Consider the following 20,852-nt stretch of genomic DNA (forward strand, 5'->3'; position numbering starts at 1 on the left):
ATTTGTAAATCCGCACATGCTCAAAATCGTGATAACGCGCGGGCCTATCCGGGCACCACCAAACCTGCGGCAAGCCCCGCGCCGTAGCTGGCAGAGACCTGCGCCACCGTTACCTCAAACGCCCCGGTCAGCCCATCGGCCGCCCGTGCCGCAGTGCTGTAGGTCCACCCGGGCGTATCGAGCAGTACGTCCCGCAGGTGCTGACCGCCTGCAAAAACGCGCAAAAGATACCTCTCACTTTCTTCGCCAAGCGGCACCTCTGGCCCGTCCCAAGCGTCCCCGTCGATCCGGGTGCGCCGAATCCAGCTAAAGGTGATATCACCATCGGGCAGCGCATGGGCCCGCAGATGGCACGGGCTGTAGGGCCGCAGGCCATTCCCGTCAAACGCAAGTACCTGATGCAGATAGGACGGATCATCCACCGGGCGCCGGGCAGGACCTATGCGGTAGTGCTGGGCGACGCGGCGCAGATGCGGGCTGATCTCGACCTGTTGCGGTGTCCCGTTCATCAGCACAAAGCGCGAACCAACGGGCCAAACCTCCGGCATCAGCCCATCACTTCCCGCCTGCCCGCGCAGACGGCCGGTCAGCCAATAGGTCGCAGGGGCGACAAGCTGCGCCTTCTGAAATTGGAACAGCTCCCATCGATCCGCGCTTCCATCGCCGATGGCGGCAAGGTTCGCCCCATTCAAAAGCGCCTCTTTGCTGACCGATTCAAGGCTGCCGCTGCTCAGTTTGACTTCCAGCACCGGCCCTGCGTCGATCACCCCCGGCCGCGCCGCGCGCAGGGCCGTTTGGGTGACCCCCATGATGGACCGACTGGAAACGACGCCGTTGAGCGCATAATCAGCATCAACCGTAGAGCGGTAGACGGCGACTGACCCCGGCCAAGGGGTCGCCGTCACCGCCAGATGCGGCGCATGGGGCACCTCATCCCCGCGCAAAAGCGGCAGGTCTATGAACTGAGGCAAGACCGGCAGCGGCGGCACGAAAGGACGCAGGGACGCCAGTTCTTCTTCAAGCGGTGCGGGGTCATAGACTTCGGGTTCGATCCGGACGGCATCAATCAGCAAGGAACCGTCCTGTTCGACGCGGTCAATGCGGTAGCGCCCCGGCCCCTCCGCGCCATCGCCCGGCAGTTCGATCACGTCCCCCGCCCCTATAGCCATCTGCGATGGCGGCAACGCAAGCCGCAGCGTTTCGCGGGCGACACGCGCCTCGGTCAACCAGCGCTCGGCCACCTGCCGCCCCTCGCCCCGGGTCAGGGCCATGTTCAGTTCGGTCCCGGTGACTGCATGGGTCACCTCGTCCGGCAGAACCGCCTCTTCCACGATTGCGTCGAAATCCGCATCGGCCTGAATGAACCGCAGCCGAACACGGCCCGACAATTCGGCCTCGGCCTCGCGCTGCTGCTCGGTCAGCCCGCCGAGATCGGGGTGAACCGCAAGTCTGTCGGGGTCAAGGGGCACCGCGTCCGTCCCATCACGCATCCGAAACTGCAAAATCCCATCGCGTTCAATCGCATCAAACCCATAGCGCAGCATCAAGGGTTGCAGGGCGGCGCGCGCCTCTCCGACCGCGTCCACGGTGTAGCCGCGGACATAGCCGAAAAGCTGAGAGGTATCGAAATGCATCACACCCGCACGGCGGCAAATCTCCCCGACGACCGAGGCCAGCGAACGCGCCGAGGCCCGTCCGTTCAGCCAATGCCCCCGGCTGTAATTCTCCCCATCGCTCCATAGATCGACATTGTTGGGAAAGAACGGATAAGGCCGCGTGTCCCAAGCCCAAACAAAGGCGCGCGACATATCCAGCATCGGAGCGCCATATTCGTCTGAGATCGGGTTGCGCGCTGGATCACGCCAATATTCCGACAGCGCGCGCAGATATTGCATCTGCATCAGATCGTCCCGTGCGCCGGAGGAATGATGCGGCAAGGCGCTTTCCGAGCTTTTCAGATCGAGGAACTTGTTGGGTTGGTTCGCGCCTTTGTCGATTGCCGCACAGCCGTATTCCGTGAACCAGATTGGTTTGGACATGGGCTGCCATTCCGTGGGTGCTGCCTGCCGCTCTCCACCGATGCGCGGGTGGTGATGGTTCTGCCACCAGCGGCGCAGGTCTTTGTAGCGATAGACCCAAGGTTCATCATGGGCGCCATCGGTGATCGGCGTTCGGATCTGTGCCGCACGGGCTTCGGGCGAATGGTAGTACCAGTCATACCCCTCACCGCCTTCGATATTGGATTTCAGATAGCCGACATCGTAAATCGCGGGCCAGTCTTCCCCATCGACATGCCCCTCCTCATCGCGCCAATCGGCCAGCGGCATGTAGTTGTCGATCCCGATGAAATCGATCTGCGGATCGGCCCACAGCGGATCGAGGTGAAAGTAAACATCACCACTGCCATCCTGCGGCTGATAGCCAAAATACTCCGACCAATCAGCGGCATAGCTGATCTTAGCATCCGGCCCGAGCAAGGTACGCACCTCTCCGGCCAAGGTCCGCAGCGCGGTCACCGCGGGGAAGCTATTTCCTGCCGCGCGTATCTGCGTCAGGCCTCGCATTTCAGAAGAGATGCAAAAGGCCTCGACCCCGCCCGCCGCGGCGCAGAGTGCGGCGTAGTGCAGGATGAACCGCGACAGGGTCCATTCCGCTGGGCCATGGTAGCTCACCACGCCCTCGGTCACCGTGAAATCCGCCGCTGTGACCGTGCCGAAAAACGCGGCAACTTCTGCCGCTGCCGCCGCTGACCCATCCGGGCTGCCCGGCCGCCCCGGTGCGACCGAAAGGGTAATCCGCCCGCGCCACGGCAAGCGGGGTTGATCCTCGGCCTCGCTATAGGGGTCCGGCAAGCCGTTGCCTTCGGTCTGATCCATCAAGATGAACGGGTAGAACATCACCGCCTTGCCCGCCGCCTTCAGCGCGTGAATGGCCTCGACCACCGCCGCATCGGCTGGCGTGCCGCCATAGATCGGGCGCGCGCCGTGCTGGGTGATGACCTCGGCCGTGGCGCGCGTCATGCCAGAAACCCGCCACGGCATGTTCTCCCCATCGATGTCCGGATCTTCCACCTTGGGGCGCAGGCGGCAATCGCCACAGCGCAGATCGCTGCCGAACCATGACACAACGAGAGAGGCCGCTTCTAGCCGAGGCAGTTCCTCTGTCAGGGTCTCCAACGACACCGAGAAATCAGTCCTGGCCGCCGGTGAATTCACATTCGCGCTCCAGCGGCTGCCGGGGCCGTCGGTATAATGCACCGGCGTGGTCGCCAGCGCATATTCTCCCGTGCCGGGGATCAAAGCGACCCCCTGCACAACAAAGGCAGGCGCATGTTCCCACCCCGCCGCCTGCGGCTGTTCGGGCCGCATCACTTCGAAAGAGAACTGCGGAACGCGGTTGCCGAACTGCGCCAACGCGAGATTTTCCATCACCACATAGGCCGTGCCGCGATAGGCTGGCACCCGGTCCGCGCCCTCGATCGCGGCGATGGTCGGGTCGGGTTGCTGATCCGCCTCTCCCCTGTAGACGCGCATGTTCAGATCGTCCGGGGCAATCTCCTCCCCATCCGCCCAAATGCGCCCGACGCTGGTGATCTCCCCTTCGCAAAGCGCGATGGCAAGGCTGACGGTATAGCTGTACTCGGTCGTCTTTGGCGTCGGGGGGCCGCCCTTGCCGCCCCCGCTGACCTGGGTGACCTCTTGGAACTGCGACGCCCAGATAGCATGCCCAGCCAGTCGCATCCGGCCATAAAGCTGCGAGATCGCCGCCCCCTCGCCCGAGCCCGTCAGCCGAAAGCGATCCACTTTACCGGTCTCGACCGCCTGCCCACCTTGGCCCAGCAAGCGTTGATCGACCAGCCGCCCAAGGCTCGCCCCCACCGCCCGGCCCACTGCGACAGAAGACAGCCCCGCCAGCGTGCCCCCGATGGAGCCACCAACCGCGGCACCCGCTGCCGAAAGAACAATCGTCGCCATCAGGAGACCTCCTCAGGAAATATAAATCGCGCCACGATGCGCCGCTGCCATGGCAGGCTAAGGGGGCTTTCAACGACCCCGTGCCGTGCATAGGCGTGAATAAAACTGGGACTGGCGCCGATGCGCGCCTGCAACCCAAGATGCTTTGCCACGGCGCCGTGGCGCATTCGGAAAAGCAGCACATCACCGGGCGCGGGTGCACCGCTGTTCTTCACCGCCATATGCCGCAGCGCGGCCGCCCAGAGCTGTTCCTCCCCCTGCGGCTCGGACCAATCCATCGAATAGGGCGGCACCGCCTCGGGTTCAGCCCCCATCCGTTCACGCCAAAGCCCCCGGATGAGGCCGAGGCAGTCGCAGCCCGCCCCTTTCGCCGCAGCCTGATGCACATAAGGCGTGCCGATCCACCCGCGCGCCGCATACAGCAACGGTTCCCCCCCGGCGCTCATCTGCGCGACCCACCCGCGTTCGCGCCGTCTGAGCGTGGGACGGCCATCATCCAATCCTCACCCGGCAGATCGGGAAACCCTCGATAGTTCAGCAGGTTGTTGAATTTTAGCCGGCAGGTCTCCATCCGCTTGTCGCAGCCTGCCGTAAGCCGCACGCGAGTGCCCTCCGCTACCACTCCGCGGATCGGCTCCCAAAGCTCGATCACCCGCTGCCCGCCGTCATGGTAGTCACGTTTGACCATGCCCCAGAGCCCCGCCGCCGAGCCATCCAACACGTCAAGCCGCCCGCGGGCGAACCAGCCCTCATCATACCCCGGGAATGCAGCCCAGCGGAAACACTGCGCCTCTGCCACAGTCTCAATCGCGCGTTCCTCGGCATAGCCCGGCGTGGTGAGATCAAAGCGGCAATCGCCATCCCCCAGAACCGCCGAACAGGGCTTTTGAAAGACCCGTCCCAAGGGGCGGTTCAGCGGCTCCGTCAGACCGCGCAGTTCAGCACGAAAGCTGCCGCCTGTGCGGTGCAACTCGCCGATCGTTCCGCGAAATTGGAGCACCCGCTGCGCAGGCTCTGCCCAGTTCACCAACCACGCCTGAACCTCGGCCCCATCGAACCGTCCCTGCTCAATCTCATCCTCGCGGATCGCATCATCGCTGAGCGCGCCGAGCGCTTCGGTGTTGTCGACCGACAGCCCGTTGGTTTGAGCCAGCGCCCGCGCACCCAGCCCCGTATCAGCGCGAAACGTGACCCCCGCGAATGCCAGCGGCATATCGTGATCGGTAAAGGCAAACACCACCACATCCGCCCGCGTCACCTGCCAACAATGGCAAAGCGTTGTCACACCGCGCGCGATATGGTGCGCAAACCCTGTATTAAGCTCCGCCATCAGACCCGCACCTCGATCACCGGCACGTCGGGCACCTGCCCGGCCTGAAAGCTCTCTACCGAAATCAGAATGCGGTCCGTGTCAAACCGCACGGGCACGTCGAATTCGAAGCCCGCGAAGATCTCCATCTCAGGGTCCGGCGGATGGGCAAAGGTAATGATCCCCGTGCTTGCGTCGACCTCGTATTCGACACCCTCGCGCAGCTCGTCTTGTTCCACCCCCACGCGCACCGTCCCGGCCACGGGTTTGGTGATCGGACGGCGGTATGAATGCGCGCCCGAGCGGTAAGTCTTGGTCAGCTGAAACGCCGCCCGAACCCCGTCTCCATAACCGATGCTCTGGTCGTCAAAGGCCACCGAAAGCGCCGTCTTGCCCGTTTTATAGTCGGCCCAGTCCTTCCAGCGAAATCCGTACATCTGCCCCAGTCGCGCTTCGAAAAAAGCAATCAGCAACTGGAGGTCATCGATAGAACGCATCCCTAGCCCCGCATCATAGACCCGCCGAGAATGGGCCCAAGGCGTGTTGCGTTCCTCATGACCATTGGCCAGCGTGACCACATCCGTCTGCCGCTGCGGCCCCCCAACTGATCCAAAGCTCAGCGAGGGCGGAAATCTGACATCGTGAAATTGCATGATCTGCTCCTTTAACCGCCGCGCGGTTTATCGGTTGCGGTTGCCCGTGCTAAGAGCCCGGCTTAGTTGAGCGGCAATCTGACTTTGGCTGCGCTGAAACCCCTGCACATCGGGCGTGGTGATGTTCATCACGATGGTGGTCGCCCCCCCGCCATTGCCGCGCACCCCCAGCTTGCCATCCGCCCCCCGGGCCAGCGGCATGATCGCCTCTGGCCCGGCCTCTCCCATCAGCCCCGTGCCGCCACGCATCGGAAACGCGGTGGCCGAGGTCACCACCCCGCCCTGCGCAAACGGCATGACCTTGCCTTGGGAAAAGGGCGCGCCATTCGCAAAAGGCAAAATGCCTTCCACAACACTGCCCACCCCCTCGCTGATCAGCCCGCCGAAATGGTCCGTCACCGGGCGCATCGCGGCGTTGTAGGTCGTCCGGATCATCGATTGCGCCAGGTCGCTCAGCGCGTCCGACAGTTTGGCGCCGTCAAAAACCACCCCGTCGAACGCCCGGCGCAGGCCACGGCTCAGCCCTTTTTCGAGGGTCGCCACATCTTTGCCCGTCGCGGAAAGCGCGCTGCGCATGCGCCGCAACTCACCATCGAACCCGGCAACCAAACCGCTGGTTTGCGCCAGTGTCTCATTCAGCCCGTCAGCGCGGCTCTCAAGATTCTCGAAATCATCAAAGTCAGCCATCATCGGCCCCTTTCATCTCGTCTGGATAAGCAGCCATCAGCGCGGCGAGGCCCTCGCTCAGCAGCGGCGCTGCCTCGGACGGTGGGCCCAACATCAACTGCAACTCCGCCGGCGTCAGCGCCCAGAATTGATCCGGCGGCAGGCGCAATCGCGACAGGCCCACACGCAGCAAGGCGGGCCAGTCAAAGCCCTGCGCCGTGCTCACGCCTGCACCGAAAAGGCCCGCGCCAGCAATTCCGCCGCCGCCCGTGCCGCCGCCATCGGCCCGCCCTCGATCTGCGCATGTTCAAGCGTTGCGGCATCCATCACCGCTCCGCCCCCGCGGAGCCCGGCAAGCAGCAGGGCCAGTACATCGCGGCTGGAAAAGCGATTATTTTCAAACCGCTCCACCAAGGCGACAAGGCTGTCGGCCTCCAATGTCGCCTCCAACTCGGCCAAGGCGCCAAGGGTCAGCCGCGCCTCATGCCGCCTGCCATTGATCACCAGGCTCACCTCGCCGCGCCATGGGTTTGCCATGGTCACACCACCACATCGGGAGTAAAGAGCAGTTCTCCCGCCGATTGCAGGCTCAACTCGAACGTGGCCTCCCCATTCAGCGCCCCCGCGTATTCGAGGGCGGAGACCTGAAACGGCCCTTGCACCACACCGAAATCCGGGATGATGACCTGAAAATCCGGCGTCAGCCCGTTAAAGAACAGCTGCCGCGCCCGTTCATCCGTGCCCGCATCGCGAAACACCCCCGAGCCACTGATCGCGGCCGAGCGCACCCCCGCGCCCGCCAACAACTCCCGCCAGCCCCCGCTTGAATCGAGCGAGGTCACATCCACCGTTTCGGCGTTGAAACTCACCCGCTTGGCCCTCAGCCCGGCGATCGTCTCGAACTGACCATCGCTGGTCATATCCACTTTGACCAAAAGGTCTTTGCCCGCTTGCACTGCCATCTCTATCTCCTCGCACCAATCTAGAATCTGAAGTCTTACGCATCCGCGACCCGGGCGCGGAATTGCAGGTCGATCTGCCGCCCCGCGGCCCCGTCGATCCGCCGTGCCGTCGCTTTGAGAAAGGCCATATCCACCACATGCCCGCGACTAAGCGTCGGCTGCGCCCCATGCAGCAAATCGCAGATCACCGCCGCGCAGCCCTTCGCCGTGCTGAACCCCGGCGCGCTGGTGTTCACCGACAGGGTCAGGCGGTGCTCCGCGCCCGCGCCCTCGGCGTCTGACGCATCTTTCGCCATCTCCTGCCCAAGCAGCACGTAGGTCTCGGGCAAGCTTCCCCCCGGCACCGCGTCATAGACCGCATCGCCGATCATGGCCGTGAGCCCCGGATCACTCTGCAACAGGTCATAGACCGCCGCCTGCAAAGCCCCTGAAAGCGCGTAGGTCATACCGCCACCTCCTCATCGGCAAAGCAGGTCAGATACCGCCCGCCCGCATCGCTCTCGGCCACCGCCAAGATCACGAAGACACGCGTGCCTTCCCGAAACCGCTGATCCGGCGTCGGCCTGTCGGGCGCGCCCTGCGGTGCCGCGCGGACCGTGATCTTGAACCCCATCCGGCTGACGGCCACACCGCCTGCGGTGGTTTCCCGCCCCGTCCGCGCGCGAACCTCTGCCCAAAGTGTGCCTAGGGGCTGCCAGACTTCGGTATGCCCCCCCGCGCCATCGCTCACCCGTTGTGGGGCTTCTAAGACCAGCGGCCTGTTCAAATGCGGGCGGCTCATGCCGCACCACCAAAGCCGACACGTACGCGGCGGTAGCGTTCAATCAGGCTGCTGACACCGAAGGGCATGCACCCTTCGCCAAGCGCCGTATCGTCGCGGTATTCGTAGTAGTGTGCCGCCAGCAGCATCACCGCTTGGGCCAAATCATCCGGCAGCCCGGCCCAATCGGCGGCCATGCCTGCATCGAAACTGATCAGCGCGGCTCCGGCACTCGGGATGCGGGGCAAGGCGGCTGTGCTGGCGCGCAGTCGCGGCGCTTGCGCATCGCGCTCCAGCCAATAGCGGTCGGGGTCAACCAGCGTCTCTGCTCCATCACGCGCGACCAACGCCACCCGCGCGATGTCCTGCGCCGGCGCCACCGGCAAAACCTGCGCCGCTGCATCGCGCCAAAAGGTCAGCGACAGGGCAAAACGCCGGGTGATCAACACCTTCCCCGTCCGCGCCTCTACCGCCGCGATTGCCGCACGCAGGAAACTGCGCAGCACCGGATCCTGAAGGCCGTCCTGCCCAAAACCGCTGCCAATGCGCAGATGCATTCTGAAGGCCTCAACCGGCAAGACCGCATCCGGCACATTTGTCTCTTCGATCAACATCATCGAACGTCTCCAAAATTCGCTCCCTCGCCCCGTGGGGCCATGCGCTTATTCCCGGACGCGCACCGGTTGCATTGCTCGGTCGGAGGGGAGCAGCTAGACAACACAACCTTGCAGGCGCACGTCCGGACCGGGGCCAAGTTGCCCCGGCCCCGGCTTCGGCACCGGCTTACGCCAGGCCGAATTTCATCAGCTTGATCGCCGCAAAGTCGCTCACGTCACCGCCGACACGTTTGGTCGCATAGAACAGCACATGCGGCTTAGCGCTGAAGGGATCGCGCAGGATCCGCAGATCGGGGCGCTCAGCCACCGTGTACCCGGCCGAGAAGTCACCAAATGCGATAGCCATCGCATCCGTCGCCGGGTCGGGCATATCCTCGGCCACCAGCACCGGATAGCCCATCAACCGCGCAGGCTCTCCCGCGGCCAGCCCATCCGACCACAGAAAGCGCCCATCGGTGTCTTTCAATTTGCGCACCTTGGCCGTGGTCTTGGAGTTCATCACGAAAACCGCGTTTTTGCGGTAAGCCGCGCCAAGGGCGTAGACCAATTCGATGATCGCATCCGCCTCGGGGTTAGCGTTAGTGCCGCTGGGGACATAGCCCAGATTGCCCCAGCTCCAGACGTCGTTATCGACCGCCGGATGGCTCAAAAAACCGGTCGGCTTGTCGATCCCATCACCGCTGACAAAGGCCGCCGCCTCGGCCCGCGCGAATTTGTCGGCGATGCGGCCCGCCAGCCAGCCTTCGATATCAAAGGCGCTGTCGTCCAGCAGCCGTTGGCTCGCCTTGGGCAGGGCACTCAACTCATGCAGCGGCACGGTGATCCGGTCGATCTGCGGCGTGTACGTCTCGGCCTGCGCACCACTTTCGGTGGCCCAGCCCGCCCCCACATCGGCATGATCGACCAGCACGTCATAAGACGTGGCCTCAACCTGCACCACCGCCGCAATCGCGCGGATCGATGCGCCGGAATTCAGCACCGATTGCACCCGCTCCGATGTCTGCGGATCCACCAGATAGCCGCCATCCGAGTTCACCGCCGTCGACATCGATTTGCCGTCCAGTTCCAGCCCCCGCAGCCCATCGTCATCGCCATTGCGCAGATAGGCATCAAAGGCTTTCTTATGCGGTGCATCTTGCTCAATCGCGCCGCCCAAAGGGCTGCGGGCAGGCAGGGTCATCTTGCGGTCCATCATGGCAATTCGCTCTTCTGATTGTTGAAGTTTCGTATTGATCTCGGCCCGAAAGCCGTTGAAGTCACTGACAAAACCGCTCACGGCCTGCCGCACTTCCTCCGCCGGGGACAGGTCTGCGCCCGCCTTTGTGCTCATCTCGCTTTTGGTCATTGCTTTTCCTCTGGTCTTGCTCAGTCAAACTCAGGCTCTGCCGCGCGCCATATCGCGCCGCGCCGCGTCAAAGGCCGCCGCCATGTCCCGCAGAACATCACCCACGGCCTTGAAATCTCTCTTGGACCCCACCCGTGCCGAGGGCAGCATCGGAAAGGTCACCAAAGACACCTCCCAAAGCTCCAGTTCCGTCAGCAGCCGTTGCCCCTTGGTATTCTTGCCCGCCTTCACGGTGCGGTAGCCGATGCTGAGCCCGTCGATGGCTCCTGCATCAATCAACGCGGCCGCTTCCCGCCCCTTGGCAACACTGCTCAGGATGCGCCCCTTGACCCACAGGCCCCGGCCATCCTCATGCACCTCGTCCCAGACCCCGATGGGCTGGGCAGGATCATGCTGCCACAGCATTTTGACGCTGCGCCCGGCCTTCGTGACTTGGGCAAGGCTCGCCGCATAGGCACCGGCTTCCACCACATCGCCCCCCTGATCCACCGCGCCGAAAAGGCTGGCGTAGCCGCTGATCTCCAGTCCGCCTTCCACCTCAGCCACCGTGCCGAAACGGGCGAACTTATGTTCCAAAGCGGCCCCAGCACACAGACCTTCCCCGTTCTCCGGCAAAGCGCCGGAGTTCAACATCTGATAACCCATTGTTATTTCCTCTTTTTCAGCCCGCTACGGCGCCACCACCAGAAAGGATTGCACCGCCTGCGCCAAGATCACCGCGACCACGCCGTAAACCGTCAACCACAAGCGCCGTTCCAGCCGCTCCATCATCTGCTCGATCCGGTCGAGCCGCTTTTGCATGTTCTCGCGGTGCACCGCGCTCAGCGTCTCATGCGCCTGAAGCCGCAATCCCGGCGCGCATTCGAACCGCTCGATCTCGCGCAATTCAGGCATCATTCGCCACCGCAGGCAGCCCCAACAGGGCGCGCTTTTCCGCATCGCTCAAGAACGCCGCTGCCGAGACCCGCGCCCATTGCGCATCCCTCTCGGCCGCCAAAGCCGGCACTTGGTCCAAGTCGGGCTTCAAACTCACCGCCTCGCCCAGATACCCGCTTAGCCACTCCGCCAGCGTCGCCGTCACCCGTGTCGCCAGCGGCAGCACGGTCAGGCGATAGAACGCCCGATGCGCCTCTTGATAATTTGCGTAAGTCGCATCCCCCTGCACCCCGATCAGCATCGGCGGCACCCCAAAGGCGAGCGCAATTTCCCGCGCCGCACTCTCCTTGGTCTTCTGGAATTCCATATCCGAGGGCGAAAACCCCATTGGTTTCCAGTCAAGCCCACCTTCCAGCAGCATCGGTCGCCCCGCATTGCGCGCGCCCTGATGATGGCTCTCCATCTCGCTCACCAGCCGATCATACTGATCCTCACTCAGCTTGCCCTGCCCCTCGGCCCCGCGGTACACAATCGCCCCCGAGGGCCGCGCCGCGTTATCGAGCAGCGCCTTCGACCAACGGCTCGCAGCGTTATGCACATCCATCGCCATCGCCGCCGCCTGCATCGGGCTAAAGCCATAATGATCGTCCTGCGGGTGAAAGTTCCGAATATGACAGACCGGCGTCACCGTCCCGCTGGCGTCAAAGCGATGCTTACGCCCGCCCACCGCATATTCATAAGCCACCGGCCAACCATCCGCCCCCGGCACCACGCTCATCCGATCCGACCGCAGCACATGCAGCTCGACCGGCAAACCACCCTCGCCGCCGACCGCCTCGACATAGCCATCACCGCTCAGCAGCATCTGACCATAGAGCGCCTCAAGCAACTCTGCCCGGCCTTGCCCCCCATTCGGGCGGCGCATCAATTCCATCAGCGGGTGTTCGTCATAGCGCCGCGCCGCGTCCTGCACGACCAGCGGCAGCGCCGCCGCCGCCTCGGCAATCAGCTTGACCGAGCGAAACCCCACCGGATTGCCGCAAAAGCCCGAGCGCGTCAGGCTCACATTGTCCCGCGGGCTCCAAGCGACACGACCAGAGGTCTGATAGGCCACGACCGGCCCGGTCGCCGAAGCTTTCTGCTCAACGGTCTCAGCCGCGCCGCGCCGTAGAAAATCGAATACCATCTGTCGCTCCTCATTCTGCTCGGCCTTGGCAGCGGCCTGTGCCCCATGCTGCTCGGCGTTGTCAGACTTTCTCAATTAAGTCTTAACGGCCGGGTAACCGACCGCACGCTGCCCTGCGCAACGCCCGCCTTACAGGCTCCGCACCCCCGGGCTGCGCCACTGCGATGCAGGCTCGATCATCAGCTCATGCAGCGCCCAGACCAGCGCATCGACCCGGTCCGGGCTACCCTTGCCCTCATAGCCTCGCGCTGTCATCAGACACATCTGATCCTCCAATGCATCCAGACCCGGCAAATGGCTTACCCGCCCCTGCTCATAAAGCGCCGCCACAGGCTCCGCTCGCGCCACCTTCCCCCGCGCCGCATGCACCGTCTTAAGCGACACCAGCGGATCGACCTGCCGCAAGACCTCGCTCACCAACTGCCCCCCTTGGTTCACCTCAGCCACCAGCCGATCTGCCCCATAGCGCGTCATCGCCGCAATCGCCGCCTGCGCCCAACCGTTGGGCGTGGCCCCCTGCACCGTGCAATCAGCGAGCACCACCGCCCGCCACTCCTGCGGCGGCCCTTGGATTTGCGCCCCCACCACCACAATCCCACATTCATCCGATGTCGCCCCACTGGTCGTCGCCGGGTCCAACCCCACCACGATCCGATCCAACTCAGGCGCCGCCTGCACCCGCCCCGCCTCCAACAAGGCCGAGGTCCACAGCGCCCCCTCCGCATCCGCCAGCAAAACCCCATCCAACTCCTGCCGCCCCAACCGCGTCCCACGATACCGCGCCCGCACCTCCTCAAGGAACGACCCCGCCAGATTGGCCGCATTCGCCTCCGTTGGCGCATGGGTCGTGACCGTCGAGGGCGATTGCAGCAGCGCCTTCAACACATCCACATTGCGCGGCGTCGTCGTCACACAGACCTGAGGCCGCTCCCCCAAGCGCAGCGCAAATTGCAACTGGTCCCAAGCCTCCTGCCCGCGCTTCCATTTCGCCAATTCATCTACCCAAGCCGCATCAAACTGCGGCCCGCGCAGCCCTTCGGGGTCATGCGCCGTATGAACCGTGGCGATGGCCCCGTTAGGCCAAACCAAGCGCTTGCGCGTCGCCTCCCAATCGGGTCGACGATCCGGCGGGCTACAGGCCAGTATCCCGCTATCGCCAAATATCATGACTTCGCGCACCTGCTCGATGGTCTCGCCCACCAGCGCCACACGGCTACACGCACCGGGATCGAGCGGCCGGCTCCCCTCGACCTTGCTGCGCACCCATTCCGCCCCGGCGCGCGTCTTCCCCGCGCCGCGCCCGCCCATGATCACCCATGTCCGCCAATCGCCTTCAGGCGGCAGCTGATGATCCAGCGCCCAGAACTCGAACAAAAAAGGGAGAGCCAGAAGCTCTCCCTCACCTAGGTCATTCAGAAACTGCGCCTGGGTCAGAGCATCTGCGCAGGCGATCCAGCTTGCACCCGATGTCAGCCCGCGCCTTGTCCATGTCGAGGGCAAAGCCCCCCCGCGCGATTCCAGCTTGTCGGTTTCGACAGTCATTCAGCGTGTTCTCCGCTTTCAGGCAATGCGCCAGCAAGCCCGCCACTTTGGACGTATTGCTGGGCACCGCAGTTTCCTTGAGTTCCCCCCCGGACCGGGTCTGTTCTGTCAGACCTTCGATTTCCCGACGCAGCGCGCCGATTGCTTCTTGGAGACCGCGCAGAATTTCCGCGCTGTCTTCCGTCTCTTGCTCCGGGGTAATGATCGTCATCGCTTTACCTCTTGTTGGTTATCCCCAACCGAGCAGACACAAAAAAACGACCACCGGGTCACCCCGGGGCCGTTCGCCCATGTCCTCTAGCGTGTCACAAGTTCTACGTCAGACCGTGCGCAAAGTCAAGAAAAACTGTGTTAACAAGACCTTACACCGCCGCGCGGAGAACCCCATCGGCAAGCAAAAACCCCGCTGTCTTCAGCGGGGTCTTTAGTCGTTTCAGTTACCACCTGTTGAGGCATTCCCGGCCGCTTCCGCGCCGCGCTCCGCCTCGATCTGACGCCAGCGCGCCACGTTGCGGTTATGCTCGTCCAAGGTCTCGGCAAAAGCGTGCCCCCCGGTGCCATCCGCCACGAAGAAGACGAAATCCGTCTCTGCCGGTTGCGCCGCAGCCATCAGGCTCGCACGCCCCGGATTGGCGATAGGGGTGGGTGGCAGCCCGTCGATCACATAGGTGTTCCACGGCGTCTCTGCCCGCAGCTCCGAACGGCGCAGCCCACGGCCCAGCACGCCCTTGCCCTCGGTCACACCATAGATCACCGTCGGGTCCGTTTGCAGACGCATGCCTTGGTTCAGACGGTTCACGAAAACGCTCGCCACCTGCTCACGCTCCGCCGCCACACCGGTTTCCTTTTCAATGATCGAGGCAAGGATCAGCAGTTCTTCCGGCGTCTCAATGGGCAGATCAGGGTCGCGGGCCTCAAAAGCGTTTGCCAACAGCACCTCTTGCGCTGCCGCCATCCGCGCAATCACCTCAGCGCGGTCATCACCGGGGCGCACCTCATAGCTGTCTGGCGCAAGGCTGCCCTCAGCGGGGAGGTCTTCAACTTCGCCGGTCAATTGCTCGACTTGTTTCAGCGCTTCGACAACCTGCCAGCTTGTCACGCCCTCAGCCAATGCCACACGAAACCGCGTGTCGTTTTTGCTGGAGATTTCGGAATAGGCCTCGGGCGTTTCGTCTTCGCCCGGCGTGAACTCCGCACGCTCAACAAACCGGCTTGTCACCGGATCCAACTCGCGGACCTGCACGCTCACCCGGTTCACGCCGACGCGGTACACAACCTCGGTGCCGCAGGTGCTGGCCCCGCCTTGGGTCACGATATCCACGATCCCCTGCATCGAGGTGCCGGGTTGCACGAGAAAGCTGCCCGCTTTCAGGCTGCTCGACTTTTCCTCGTAATCCGCGCCCATGCGAAAGAGCGCGGGCGAAGAGACCGCGCCCTGTTCCTCAAGGCTCTGGCTCACCTGCCGCATGTTCGAGCCGCGCTCGACCTGCACACAGATCGCCTGCTCCAGCGGCCCTTCAGAGACATAGGTCGTCTTGCCCCAGAGGATGATCCCCCCAAGCAGAAACAGGCCGACCAACAGAAACGTCACGGCGTTAGAAGCGATATGACGCCACATTTAGCGGACTTTCCCGAACAGTACCGATGCGTTTGTGCCGCCAAAGCCGAACGAATTGCTCAGCGCCACGTCGATCTTGCGCTCGACCTTCTTGTTCGGCGCCAGATCAATCGGTGTCTCGACCGCTGGGTTATCAAGGTTGATGGTCGGCGGTGCCACCTGATCGCGGATCGCGAGCATGCAGAAAATCGCCTCAATCGCGCCAGCAGCCCCCAAGAGGTGCCCGGTCGCGGATTTGGTCGAGGACATGGTGACCTTGTCCGCCGCATCGCCCATCAAACGCTCAACCGCCCCCAGCTCGATGGTGTCGGCCATGGTCGAGGTGCCATGCGCGTTGATGTAATCAACATCCTTGGGCTCAAGACCCGCGTTCTTCAGCGCTGCCCGCATGGAGCGTTCGCCGCCTTCGCCGTCCTCAGACGGTGCCGTGATGTGATGCGCGTCGCCCGACAGGCCATAACCCAGCACTTCGGCATAGATCTTCGCACCGCGCGCCTTGGCGTGCTCATATTCTTCCAAGACCACAATGCCCGCGCCCTCACCCATGACGAAACCGTCGCGGTCCACATCATAGGGGCGGCTGGCTTTCTGCGGATCATCCCCGCGTTTGGTCGACAGCGCCTTACAGGCGTTGAAACCCGCCATGCCAATCTCGCAAATCGCCGCCTCTGCGCCGCCTGCAATCATCACATCCGCATCGCCGTATTTGATCAGACGCGCCGCATCACCGATGGCATGGGCCCCAGTGGAACAGGCAGTGACGACTGAGTGGTTCGGCCCCTTAAAGCCGTAGCGGATCGACACTTGACCCGAGATCAGGTTGATCAGCGCGCCGGGCACGAAGAACGGGCTCACGCGACGCGGACCTTTCTCGGCCATCATCACGGCGGTATTGGCAATGGAGTTCAACCCGCCAATGCCAGAGCCGATCAACACGCCAGTGCGCTCTTGATCTTCCTTCTCGGTCGGCAACCACCCCGAATCCTCAACCGCTTGCTGGGCGGCGGCCATGCCGAACAGGATGAAGGTATCGACCTTCCGCTGCTCTTTCGGCTCCATGTATTTATTGGCGTCAAAGGTGCCATCGCTGCCATCGCCCAAAGGCACTTCGCAGGCGTATTGGGTCACCAATTTGCTGGGATCAAAGCCGGTGATCGGTCCGGCCCCGGATTGCCCATCAAGGATCCGTTTCCAGCTTTCTTCCACGCCGTCCGCGAGGGGGGTAACCAAACCCAAACCCGTTACTACAACTCTGCGCATCTTAGTGCCCCTTGCCGATAATCTCTCGGCGAACCTCTTACCCTGCAAAAGCCTGTAGGCACAAGCATATCGGCGGTGGTCCGCAGGCATAGCACAAAAACGCCGATCTTCGAAATTCGGCGACTATCACACCAGTTAATGGTCTTACGGCACCCTTAGACCGGCGGTCCGCGTCGGGTCATCAGATGCACCGGGCCACCAGCCGCCTTTGCCTCACGCAGCGCCTGATACCCAAGCGCGCCCGCGATGCGCAATGCCGCCTCGTTACCGGCAGCGATCATGCAGACCGTCCGCCCGGTGATCACCCGATCAAACCACTCATGCGCTGCCCGCGCCGCCTCACTCCCCAAACGCTGATCCTGCGCCTGTGGGGCCAAGACCAGCCGTGCTTCGGGGTAAGTATCGAAATCCTCACCGAAATTCCGTGAACCAAAGACGAAGCCAGTCTGCCCCAGCATCTCTCTCTGCCGATGAAGCTGCACAGCCCATTGTCCGAATCCCGTGATCTGCCAATGGCCTGCGTTGCGCAAAAACGCGTCCCACGACTGCGCTTTGGCTCGGGGCCGATCAAGTATGCGATCCGCCACATCCGGCATCGCCCAGATCTCGGCGTAACGCTCAAAATCCTCGGCCCGCATGGCGCGCAATGTCAGTCTGGCTGTGTTGATGGTCGGGATCGTTCGGGACATGGGGTGAATTGCCTTCACACTTGAAACTTCTTGGCGAAGACATGCGGCCTCAGCACCAAAGGGACAAGCCCAGCCCGTTGTGGCAAATAAAAACGGCGTCATTCCGCTAGGAACAACGCCGCTTTCTAATCTCAATTCTGCCGGTTGCCCGGCAAAGCCCTTAGGAGGCTTCTTTGATGAACTTGACCGCATCGCCAACGGTCTGAATGTTCTCAGCGGCGTCATCGGGGATCTCGATGCCGAACTCTTCTTCGAACGCCATCACCAGTTCCACGGTGTCAAGGCTGTCAGCGCCGAGATCGTCGATGAACGACGCATTCTCAGTCACTTTGTCCTCTTCCACGCTCAGGTGTTCTACAACGATCTTTTTCACGCGGTCTGCGACGTCGCTCATAATAAGTCCTCATGTCTTCGGGCCATTCAGGCCCCTTTTGGTTTCCGCCCGCCGATGATCAGCGTTTGGAGGATGCCCCAAAAGGGGCGGCTATTTTCCTTGTTCGCACAAGGCGGAGGGGGCAATCAAGCACCCTTCGTTTCGATTCTGCGCCCCCTTTAGCACATGCCGAAGGCTTGGCAAACGCTATTGCAGCGCAGGGTCACAACATGGCCATACCGCCGTTCACATGCAAGGTGGTCCCTGTCACATAAGCAGCCTCGGCACTGGAAAGATAGACCACAGCGGCGGCAATCTCATCCGGATCGCCCATGCGACCGGCGGGAATTTGCCCCATGATTCCAGACTTTTGCTCGTCCGTCAGCTTGTCTGTCATGGCAGTGGTGATAAAGCCCGGCGCCACGGCATTCACCGTGATCCCACGGCTTGCCACCTCATAGGCCAGGGACTTGGACATGCCCATCACACCCGCTTTGGAGGCCGCGTAATTCGCCTGACCGGGATTGCCCGTGGCCCCCACAACGCTGGAGATATTGATGATCCGGCCCCAACGCGCCTTCATCATGCCGCGCATCACGCCTTTGCACAGCTTAAAGGTCGCGGTCAGGTTCACGTTCAGAACCGAGTTCCACTCGTCGTCAGACATCCGCATGAATAGATTGTCGCGGGTAATGCCTGCGTTGTTCACCAGAATATCGACCGAACCCATCGCCTCAGCCGCCTGTTTCGGCAGGGCATCGACGGCTTCCATGTCGCTCAGGTTACAAGGCAGCACATGCGCCCGCTCGCCCAATTCGGCCTTCAGCGCCTCCAACGGTTCAGTCCGCGTACCCGACAGCCCGACGGTCGCGCCTTGGGCATGCAATTTGCGTGCGATATCCGCGCCAATGCCGCCCGAAGCGCCGGTAATCAGGGCATTCTTTCCTGTAAGATCGAACATGTCTCTTCCTTTATTCTATCAGTCAGGGCCGCGTCAGCAGCCCGTAGCGGCGGATTTCATCCGCTGTCATCTTGTGTATCCCGTCAGATGGCGCGGCCTGCAAGGTAAACCAGTAAAAGCCGTCTTTGCCCAGCATCTCGGCCATATAGCGCCGTGTCATCTGGTGTTTGGGCGATTGCCGTGGATAGCTGCTGCCCTCACGGTAACCATTGCGCCAGCTATGCACCCGCAGCGCCGTGCCCGGTGTCATGCGCCGCTCGGCCCCCGCGATAAAGAGCTCCACACCGCCAGAATCAACCACACTGCCTGTCCGCAGCTCGGTCGCCAGCCCCAATCTGCGAATCTGTCGCCCCATCCGGTGCGTCGCTGCCGCATCGATAGAGCCGTCGATCCGCCCCAGCACCACTGTATCGATCCGCGGATTCTCGGACAGATGCCGCGCGAAAGCCGCAGGCGTCCGGCTGGTGATCGTGCCGGTCATCAACAGATACGGCCCTTGAACCTGCATCCGCGCGCCATCACTGGCATTCTCTAGCGTGCCGCAGGCCACCAAAAAAACGAGCAGCGCGACGACAGCAATCAGCCGCCTCATGCCTCGGCCCCCAGTGGCGTCCGCTCACCAAGTATATAACGCAGCACATCCACCACATCGAAGGCCAGTGAGATCAGCAAGGTGACCAAAATCACCCGGATGATCCACCGCGCCGCGATGGGCATGGCGTCCTTGGCCTGTTTGCGGAACAGATAGACCGCCAGCGGCCCCCAGATCAGCAGATGCGGCAGACCGAGAAGTTTGACGTATCCCATCTGACGGAACATCCCGTAAACCGCCGCCCCGGTAAGGATACTAACGGCCACGGCAATCACCCCGACTTTGCGGCTCTGCGGCCAGATCAGCAGCGCCAAGGGCAAGACCGCCACGGCAAAGACCAGCCAGTTGAACCACCAGATCAGCCATTCCGGCAGCAGCGTCAGGGTTTCTTGCATCGTCATCTCGGCCCTCCGGGGCGTTACGCCTCTTGCGCGGCTTTGACCTCATCCGGCGTGCCAATGCTGCGGGTGGCGACGGATTTGTCGATCCGGCGGATCATGCCCGACAGCGCCTTGCCCGCGCCAATCTCCCAGGCTTCGGTCACGCCCTGCGCGGCCATCCACTCAACCGAAGACCGCCAGCGCACCCGGCCTGTCACCTGCTCAACCAGCAACTCGCGAATCTTCGCGGCATCGGTCACGGCCTGCGCAGTGACATTCGCCACCAGCGGCACGGCGGGAGCATTAAACGTGACCTCACCCAAAGCGCGCGCCATCTCATCCGCCGCAGGCCCCATCAGCGGGCAATGGAAAGGCGCAGAGACCGGCAGCAGCAACGCGCGTTTGGCGCCAGCATCCTTCGCCATGGCCACGGCACGCTCCACGGCGGCTTTGTGGCCCGACAATACATTCTGGCTGGGGTCGTTTTCATTGGCGACCTGACAGACCTCGCCTTCGGCGGCGGCTTCGGCCAGTTTCTCGGTCTCTTCGATGCCAAGGCCAAGGATCGCCGCCATGGCACCCTCGCCCACAGGGACAGCCGCCTGCATCGCCTTGCCCCGAATGCGCAGCAGCCGCGCGGTGTCGGCAAGCGACAGTGACCCTACGGCGCAGAGCGCGGAATATTCGCCAAGACTATGGCCCGCCACATAGGCCGCTTTGTCAACCTCGATCCCTTCGGCCTTCAGCGCGGCCATCGCTGCCATCGACGTGGCCATCAGCGCAGGCTGGGCGTTCTGTGTGAGGGTCAGCGTCTCGATGTCCCCCTCCCAGATCAGGTCAGACAGTTTTTCGCCAAGGGCGTCATCGACTTCTTGGAAAACGGCGCGGGCTTCAGGATAGGCTTCAGCCAGATCGCGGCCCATGCCGATGGTTTGGGCACCCTGGCCCGGGAAAACGAATGCAATGCTCATGGTTGCGGCCTCTCTTATGCGTTTTGCCTGATGTATCCTCTGCGCCCCAGCCGAACAAGCCTTGCCGCAGGCGCTTGGGGCTTGCCGTGCGGCGCAAACCGTGTATACGGGCGCTTCC

The 20,852-nt window shown here is 63.0% G+C and carries 25 protein-coding genes; all 25 read right to left on the bottom strand.

All coding sequences use genetic code 11. The annotated features are described in order from the left end of the window. Positions 1-44 precede the first annotated feature (44 nt). Complete coding sequence (locus tag J3456_RS13595; protein WP_349580694.1) at positions 45-3,974, bottom strand: baseplate multidomain protein megatron; 3,930 nt, start codon at positions 3,972-3,974, stop codon at positions 45-47. Then, positions 3,974-4,420 carry an NlpC/P60 family protein gene (locus J3456_RS13600; protein WP_349580695.1) on the bottom strand — a complete coding sequence of 149 codons (447 nt, stop codon included), beginning with the start codon at positions 4,418-4,420 and terminating at the stop codon, positions 3,974-3,976. The genes J3456_RS13595 and J3456_RS13600 overlap by 1 nt, the downstream gene beginning before the upstream one ends. Continuing rightward, positions 4,417-5,304: a phage/gene transfer agent baseplate hub protein gene (locus J3456_RS13605; protein ID WP_349580696.1), complete on the bottom strand. Its 888-nt coding sequence runs from the start codon at positions 5,302-5,304 to the stop codon at positions 4,417-4,419. Before J3456_RS13605 ends, J3456_RS13600 begins: the two co-directional genes overlap by 4 nt. After that, the gene (locus J3456_RS13610; protein WP_259949845.1) at positions 5,304-5,936 is read right to left on the bottom strand and encodes a DUF2460 domain-containing protein; all 633 of its coding nucleotides are present in this window, start codon (positions 5,934-5,936) and stop codon (positions 5,304-5,306) included. The genes J3456_RS13605 and J3456_RS13610 overlap by 1 nt, the downstream gene beginning before the upstream one ends. 27 nt (positions 5,937-5,963) lie before the next feature. Further along, the gene (locus J3456_RS13615; RefSeq protein ID WP_120350879.1) at positions 5,964-6,623 is read right to left on the bottom strand and encodes an RcGTA-type gene transfer agent tail tape measure protein; all 660 of its coding nucleotides are present in this window, start codon (positions 6,621-6,623) and stop codon (positions 5,964-5,966) included. Beyond that, positions 6,616-6,828 carry a rcc01693 family protein gene (locus J3456_RS13620; protein ID WP_259949840.1) on the bottom strand — a complete coding sequence of 71 codons (213 nt, stop codon included), beginning with the start codon at positions 6,826-6,828 and terminating at the stop codon, positions 6,616-6,618. The genes J3456_RS13615 and J3456_RS13620 overlap by 8 nt, the downstream gene beginning before the upstream one ends. Then, positions 6,825-7,139 (bottom strand): gene transfer agent family protein, encoded by a 315-nt coding sequence (locus J3456_RS13625; RefSeq protein WP_349580697.1) that lies wholly within the window; start codon positions 7,137-7,139, stop codon positions 6,825-6,827. Before J3456_RS13625 ends, J3456_RS13620 begins: the two co-directional genes overlap by 4 nt. Positions 7,140-7,141: 2 nt before the next feature. After that, positions 7,142-7,564: a phage major tail protein, TP901-1 family gene (locus J3456_RS13630; RefSeq protein ID WP_349580698.1), complete on the bottom strand. Its 423-nt coding sequence runs from the start codon at positions 7,562-7,564 to the stop codon at positions 7,142-7,144. Between the two features lie 35 nt (positions 7,565-7,599). Next, complete coding sequence (locus tag J3456_RS13635; protein WP_349580699.1) at positions 7,600-8,010, bottom strand: DUF3168 domain-containing protein; 411 nt, start codon at positions 8,008-8,010, stop codon at positions 7,600-7,602. After that, the gene (locus tag J3456_RS13640; RefSeq protein ID WP_349580700.1) at positions 8,007-8,345 is read right to left on the bottom strand and encodes a head-tail adaptor protein; all 339 of its coding nucleotides are present in this window, start codon (positions 8,343-8,345) and stop codon (positions 8,007-8,009) included. The genes J3456_RS13635 and J3456_RS13640 overlap by 4 nt, the downstream gene beginning before the upstream one ends. Next, positions 8,342-8,941, bottom strand: coding sequence for a head-tail connector protein (locus tag J3456_RS13645; protein ID WP_349580701.1), 600 nt, complete (start codon positions 8,939-8,941; stop codon positions 8,342-8,344). Before J3456_RS13645 ends, J3456_RS13640 begins: the two co-directional genes overlap by 4 nt. Positions 8,942-9,107: 166 nt before the next feature. Continuing rightward, a complete protein-coding gene (locus J3456_RS13650) occupies positions 9,108-10,286 on the bottom strand; it encodes a phage major capsid protein (protein WP_349580702.1) in 1,179 nt (392 codons plus the stop codon). 30 nt (positions 10,287-10,316) lie between these two features. Beyond that, on the bottom strand, positions 10,317-10,919 hold the full coding sequence (locus tag J3456_RS13655) for an HK97 family phage prohead protease (RefSeq protein WP_349580770.1): 603 nt from the start codon (positions 10,917-10,919) through the stop codon (positions 10,317-10,319). A gap of 36 nt (positions 10,920-10,955) precedes the next feature. Continuing rightward, positions 10,956-11,183 carry a GTA head formation protein, RCAP_rcc01685 family gene (locus J3456_RS13660; protein WP_386283658.1) on the bottom strand — a complete coding sequence of 76 codons (228 nt, stop codon included), beginning with the start codon at positions 11,181-11,183 and terminating at the stop codon, positions 10,956-10,958. Beyond that, positions 11,173-12,348: a phage portal protein gene (locus tag J3456_RS13665; RefSeq protein ID WP_349580703.1), complete on the bottom strand. Its 1,176-nt coding sequence runs from the start codon at positions 12,346-12,348 to the stop codon at positions 11,173-11,175. Before J3456_RS13665 ends, J3456_RS13660 begins: the two co-directional genes overlap by 11 nt. A gap of 129 nt (positions 12,349-12,477) precedes the next feature. Continuing rightward, positions 12,478-13,821, bottom strand: a complete 1,344-nt coding sequence (locus J3456_RS13670) for a DNA-packaging protein (RefSeq protein WP_502989507.1) — start codon at positions 13,819-13,821, stop codon at positions 12,478-12,480. Next, positions 13,757-14,101 carry a hypothetical protein gene (locus J3456_RS13675; RefSeq protein ID WP_349580704.1) on the bottom strand — a complete coding sequence of 115 codons (345 nt, stop codon included), beginning with the start codon at positions 14,099-14,101 and terminating at the stop codon, positions 13,757-13,759. Before J3456_RS13675 ends, J3456_RS13670 begins: the two co-directional genes overlap by 65 nt. Positions 14,102-14,323: 222 nt before the next feature. Beyond that, positions 14,324-15,508 carry an endolytic transglycosylase MltG gene (mltG, locus tag J3456_RS13680; RefSeq protein WP_349580705.1) on the bottom strand — a complete coding sequence of 395 codons (1,185 nt, stop codon included), beginning with the start codon at positions 15,506-15,508 and terminating at the stop codon, positions 14,324-14,326. Continuing rightward, positions 15,509-16,768 (bottom strand): beta-ketoacyl-ACP synthase II, encoded by a 1,260-nt coding sequence (gene fabF / locus J3456_RS13685; protein ID WP_067938708.1) that lies wholly within the window; start codon positions 16,766-16,768, stop codon positions 15,509-15,511. Positions 16,769-16,923: 155 nt separating this feature from the next. Further along, positions 16,924-17,457, bottom strand: coding sequence for a GNAT family N-acetyltransferase (locus tag J3456_RS13690; RefSeq protein WP_349580706.1), 534 nt, complete (start codon positions 17,455-17,457; stop codon positions 16,924-16,926). 160 nt (positions 17,458-17,617) lie between these two features. Beyond that, positions 17,618-17,851, bottom strand: a complete 234-nt coding sequence (locus tag J3456_RS13695; protein ID WP_067261852.1) for an acyl carrier protein — start codon at positions 17,849-17,851, stop codon at positions 17,618-17,620. Between the two features lie 202 nt (positions 17,852-18,053). Further along, complete coding sequence (gene fabG, locus J3456_RS13700; RefSeq protein WP_349580707.1) at positions 18,054-18,791, bottom strand: 3-oxoacyl-[acyl-carrier-protein] reductase; 738 nt, start codon at positions 18,789-18,791, stop codon at positions 18,054-18,056. A gap of 22 nt (positions 18,792-18,813) precedes the next feature. After that, complete coding sequence (locus tag J3456_RS13705; protein ID WP_349580709.1) at positions 18,814-19,383, bottom strand: COG3904 family protein; 570 nt, start codon at positions 19,381-19,383, stop codon at positions 18,814-18,816. Further along, a complete protein-coding gene (locus J3456_RS13710) occupies positions 19,380-19,784 on the bottom strand; it encodes a hypothetical protein (RefSeq protein WP_349580710.1) in 405 nt (134 codons plus the stop codon). Before J3456_RS13710 ends, J3456_RS13705 begins: the two co-directional genes overlap by 4 nt. A 17-nt stretch (positions 19,785-19,801) precedes the next feature. Further along, positions 19,802-20,734 (bottom strand): ACP S-malonyltransferase, encoded by a 933-nt coding sequence (gene fabD, locus J3456_RS13715; RefSeq protein ID WP_349580711.1) that lies wholly within the window; start codon positions 20,732-20,734, stop codon positions 19,802-19,804. Positions 20,735-20,852 lie beyond the last annotated feature (118 nt).

This window comes from Sulfitobacter sp. NFXS29 (assembly GCF_040148765.1).
In the GTDB taxonomy this organism is placed as follows: domain Bacteria; phylum Pseudomonadota; class Alphaproteobacteria; order Rhodobacterales; family Rhodobacteraceae; genus Sulfitobacter.

Bases quoted from the DNA above. Each gene is read 5' to 3' on its own strand.
- J3456_RS13665 (WP_349580703.1), bottom strand. From the start codon at position 12,348: ATGGTATTCGATTTTCTACGGCGCGGCGCGGCTGAGACCGTTGAGCAG.
- J3456_RS13655 (WP_349580770.1), bottom strand. From the start codon at position 10,919: ATGTTGAACTCCGGCGCTTTGCCGGAGAACGGGGAAGGTCTGTGTGCT.
- J3456_RS13595 (WP_349580694.1), bottom strand. From the start codon at position 3,974: ATGGCGACGATTGTTCTTTCGGCAGCGGGTGCCGCGGTTGGTGGCTCC.
- J3456_RS13660 (WP_386283658.1), bottom strand. From the start codon at position 11,183: ATGATGCCTGAATTGCGCGAGATCGAGCGGTTCGAATGCGCGCCGGGA.
- J3456_RS13650 (WP_349580702.1), bottom strand. From the start codon at position 10,286: ATGACCAAAAGCGAGATGAGCACAAAGGCGGGCGCAGACCTGTCCCCG.
- J3456_RS13645 (WP_349580701.1), bottom strand. From the start codon at position 8,941: ATGATGTTGATCGAAGAGACAAATGTGCCGGATGCGGTCTTGCCGGTT.
- mltG (WP_349580705.1), bottom strand. From the start codon at position 15,508: ATGTGGCGTCATATCGCTTCTAACGCCGTGACGTTTCTGTTGGTCGGC.
- J3456_RS13690 (WP_349580706.1), bottom strand. From the start codon at position 17,457: ATGTCCCGAACGATCCCGACCATCAACACAGCCAGACTGACATTGCGC.
- fabD (WP_349580711.1), bottom strand. From the start codon at position 20,734: ATGAGCATTGCATTCGTTTTCCCGGGCCAGGGTGCCCAAACCATCGGC.
- J3456_RS13615 (WP_120350879.1), bottom strand. From the start codon at position 6,623: ATGGCTGACTTTGATGATTTCGAGAATCTTGAGAGCCGCGCTGACGGG.
- J3456_RS13605 (WP_349580696.1), bottom strand. From the start codon at position 5,304: ATGGCGGAGCTTAATACAGGGTTTGCGCACCATATCGCGCGCGGTGTG.
- J3456_RS13635 (WP_349580699.1), bottom strand. From the start codon at position 8,010: ATGACCTACGCGCTTTCAGGGGCTTTGCAGGCGGCGGTCTATGACCTG.
- J3456_RS13610 (WP_259949845.1), bottom strand. From the start codon at position 5,936: ATGCAATTTCACGATGTCAGATTTCCGCCCTCGCTGAGCTTTGGATCA.
- J3456_RS13630 (WP_349580698.1), bottom strand. From the start codon at position 7,564: ATGGCAGTGCAAGCGGGCAAAGACCTTTTGGTCAAAGTGGATATGACC.
- fabG (WP_349580707.1), bottom strand. From the start codon at position 18,791: ATGTTCGATCTTACAGGAAAGAATGCCCTGATTACCGGCGCTTCGGGC.
- J3456_RS13710 (WP_349580710.1), bottom strand. From the start codon at position 19,784: ATGACGATGCAAGAAACCCTGACGCTGCTGCCGGAATGGCTGATCTGG.
- J3456_RS13600 (WP_349580695.1), bottom strand. From the start codon at position 4,420: ATGAGCGCCGGGGGGGAACCGTTGCTGTATGCGGCGCGCGGGTGGATC.
- J3456_RS13695 (WP_067261852.1), bottom strand. From the start codon at position 17,851: ATGAGCGACGTCGCAGACCGCGTGAAAAAGATCGTTGTAGAACACCTG.
- J3456_RS13640 (WP_349580700.1), bottom strand. From the start codon at position 8,345: ATGAGCCGCCCGCATTTGAACAGGCCGCTGGTCTTAGAAGCCCCACAA.
- J3456_RS13675 (WP_349580704.1), bottom strand. From the start codon at position 14,101: ATGACGATCATTACCCCGGAGCAAGAGACGGAAGACAGCGCGGAAATT.
- J3456_RS13705 (WP_349580709.1), bottom strand. From the start codon at position 19,383: ATGAGGCGGCTGATTGCTGTCGTCGCGCTGCTCGTTTTTTTGGTGGCC.
- J3456_RS13625 (WP_349580697.1), bottom strand. From the start codon at position 7,139: ATGGCAAACCCATGGCGCGGCGAGGTGAGCCTGGTGATCAATGGCAGG.
- fabF (WP_067938708.1), bottom strand. From the start codon at position 16,768: ATGCGCAGAGTTGTAGTAACGGGTTTGGGTTTGGTTACCCCCCTCGCG.